Origin of the sequence: Rhodococcus sp. (in: high G+C Gram-positive bacteria), from assembly GCF_049286785.1 — a bacterium.
Taxonomy (GTDB): domain Bacteria; phylum Actinomycetota; class Actinomycetes; order Mycobacteriales; family Mycobacteriaceae; genus Rhodococcus_F.
Genome location: NZ_JBAQEO010000552.1, coordinates 1 through 3,276 on the forward strand (window position 1 = coordinate 1; position 3,276 = coordinate 3,276).

The window sequence follows — 3,276 nt, forward strand, 5'->3', positions numbered from 1 at the left end:
GAATGCCAGATTCTTGATACTCCGACGCCATCGAACCCACATGGCCCACAGTGACTTCGTCGGCAAGCTCCCCCAACTTGGCCGTCCGCCACCCACCTGGAAGTTCCATCATCGCACCCTCTCCAACTGCTCGCGCACGACGCCCTGCAACCGGGCAGATTCCTCGAACTGCGCGAACAATTCGGTCGTCAAACGCTGGATCTTTTCCTCGATCGGCTCGCCGTCGTCCTCGATGGCGGCCGCACCCACATACCGGCCGGGAGTCAGGGCGTAATCCGCTTCCTTGATCTCCGCCAATGACGCCGAATAGCAGAAACCGGCTTCGTCCGCGTACTCCACTCCTGCAGCGGATTCCATGCCACGCCATGCATGGAAGGTCCGGCCGATCTTCGCGATGTCGTCATCGCTCAAGGCACGCTCGGCACGGTCCACCATGTAGCCCAGGTTGCGGGCATCGATGAACAACACCTGCCCCTGACGATCAATCGACCCCTTCGGCCCAACCGTCTTGTCCTTCGCGAAGAACCACACGCACACCGGGATACCGGTGCTGCGGAACAACTGGGTGGGCAACGCAACCATGCACGAGACCAGATCCGCCTCCACCAACTGGGCGCGGATGTCGCCCTCACCACCCGAGTTCGATGACATCGAACCGTTCGCCATCACCACACCCGCACTGCCACGCTCGGCCAACTTCGAAATGATGTGCTGAATCCACGCATAGTTTGCGTTACCCGCCGGCGGGACACCATACTTCCAGCGCTTGTCGTCCTCGCGGCGCGACCAGTCCTTGATATTGAACGGCGGATTGGCCATCACAAAGTCCGCCAACAGATCCGGATGCTTATCCTGCGCGAAGGTGTCTTCCCAGCGGTCCCCGAGATCACCGGTGACGCCATGGATGGCGAGGTTCATCTTCGCCATCTGCCACGTGCGCTGATTCAACTCCTGACCGTAGACCGCCACCTGGGTGGGATTGCCGCCATGGTGTTCGATGAACTTCTCGGTCTGCACAAACATGCCACCCGAACCGCAGCACGGGTCATACACTCGGCCGTTGTACGGTTCGAGCACCTCTACCAAAACCCGCACAACACCTGCAGGCGTGTAGAATTCGCCGCCTCGCTTGCCCTCGGCGCGAGCAAACTTTTCGAGGAAGTACTCGTACACCTCGCCCAGAACATCCCGAGCCTTCTTCGCTCCGTGCCCGGTGAAACGCGTGTCGCCCAGCAGGTCGAGCAGCTCACCGAGTCGGCGCTGATCGACACCATCCTTGTTGTAGAGGATCGGCAGCGTGCCACCGAGTACCCTCGAGTTCGCTTCCATGAGCGCACGCATAGCGTCGTCGATCAGCTGCCCGATCGTCTTGCCGGCAACACCATTGACCTCTTGTGTGCCCTTGGCGTTCTGGGCAAGATACGTCCACCGCGCGGTCGCCGGAACCCAGAAGACCCCGCTGCCCACGTACTCGTCCTGGTCGTCGATGAGGCCCGCGATCTGATCCTCGTTCATGCCCTCCTCTAGCAACTCGGCACGAATCTGCTCACGCCGTTCATCGAACGCGTCCGATACGTACTTGAGGAACACGAGACCGAGAATCACGTCCTTGTACTGTGACGCATCCATGGATCCGCGCAGCTTGTCCGCGGCCTTCCACAGCGTGTCCTTCAGTTCCTTCATGGTCGACGGCGCTGAGACCGCGGCCTTCTTCTTCGGTGGCATGTCAGCCTTTCTCGGGATCGATCGCGAAACTGTCGGCGACGGTAAGCACGCCCTGCGCCAGACCGTCGACAAGTGTGGTGGTCAGGTGGTCGAGATTGTCGAGTAGTTCTACTGCTGTCCTTCGTCTCTCGCGGATGGCGTGTAGTGCGGCGCTGGCGGAGTCCACCTGGTCAGGCGCGATTCGGGGCACCTCCCAGACCTTCCAGTCGTTGCCCGACCGGATCGATTGGGAGGGCCGAACTCTCGGCACCGACGACATAAGATGATGCGCAATGAGTTCGGGCACCAACCCGGAATGCTGCGGATCCCGGACGCGGAGAACACGTGCCGGTGCAAGAACCACCGACGAACCCTCGTGGTCGACCACCGCTCCGAAACTGGGGCTGGTGCAGAAGACGATGTCGCCGGGTTCGGTGTACCGGCCGCTGGGATATCGGGTGGTGAAGACAAGTCGGTCCATTCCGCGCTCACCCATCCGCCTGCGACCCAGAACTTCGTCTGTGCCGAACACCCGGATGTCGCCCTCGTCTTCCACATCGACTGGATCAACACGATTGCCGGGGAGTACCTTCATGTCCTTCGCGGCGACCAGGTGGCCCAATGTCGGCATCCGCACCGGACCCGACTGGTGATACTCCACCTTCACGTCGAGACTCCAATCGACTCGCGCCGCACTGCGATTGACAGCATCCACGAGCTGGAGCGCACTGCCGGCGGACTCGGCGCCCGTGGCCCGACCCGTCCCTCTGCGGCGACTCGGCGGTGCCAGACCCCGCTGATCATCGGCGGCGAGCAAACCTGCCGTGCGGGCAACGTGTCCGTATTGGAAGGCATGGGCGTGCACCGATCGCCAACTGCCCATCGCAGCGGTGACATCGGAGACAATCCCCTCGACCGCGACATCGTCCAACTCGACGGCACTCAGGTCGGCGAGAACGGTCCAGCGATCGGCCGGTTTGATGCTCGGGTCGGCTGCACCGAGCACCCACAGGGCCATCGACAGACCAGGCCGCGTAGTAAGCAACCCCTCGGGAAGTCGGACGACGGCTCGCAGCCTGTCCGAACGCAGCAGATCCGCTCGGAGGAGACGGGCTTCCCTGTCCTTGATCGGGTCCACGAGCGCACTCGCCGGCCCGATCACCACCGCTCGATGCTGCGGTCCCATCTGGAGCACGATATTGTCGACGCTCTCCAGCACCTGGCCGTCGGACAGTCCGATCGTGGAGGGTGAGGGAAACTGTGTCAGAAACATCGCGGGTCCGTCGATGGTGAACGAGTCGCCGAATCCTTCCTTCGGCGCGTTGCGGCGGCGCCATTCGTGCACCGCCAATCGGCGCCGCGCCAATCGGGACGCGGGCGTGGCAGATTCACCCGTCATCGCGAGGGGTTCCTCGAACTCCGGCAGCACCTTCCGTAGTGCGACGAGCAGGTCGCTGCCGTCCACAGACGGATCGACGAAGACGTCGTGGACGTCGGTAGCCAGGGCCACACAGACTCGCGCACACAGGTCCAGTGCACGCGGGGCGAGGGCGCTGTCGGCAAGATCCGTTC

The 3,276-nt window shown here is 62.7% G+C and carries 2 protein-coding genes; both read right to left on the reverse strand.

What is annotated here, in order from left to right; all coding sequences use genetic code 11:
• Positions 1-108: 108 nt before the first annotated feature.
• Positions 109-1,725, reverse strand: coding sequence for a type I restriction-modification system subunit M (locus WAW17_RS19880; protein WP_422334639.1), 1,617 nt, complete (start codon positions 1,723-1,725; stop codon positions 109-111).
• 1 nt (position 1,726) lies between these two features.
• The coding region (locus WAW17_RS19885) for a hypothetical protein (protein WP_422334640.1) at positions 1,727-3,276 on the reverse strand (1,550 nt) is incomplete at its 5' end.

Excerpts from the sequence above, each read along its gene's own strand:
- WAW17_RS19880 (WP_422334639.1), bottom strand. The coding sequence starts at position 1,725 with ATGCCACCGAAGAAGAAGGCCGCGGTCTCAGCGCCGTCGACCATGAAG.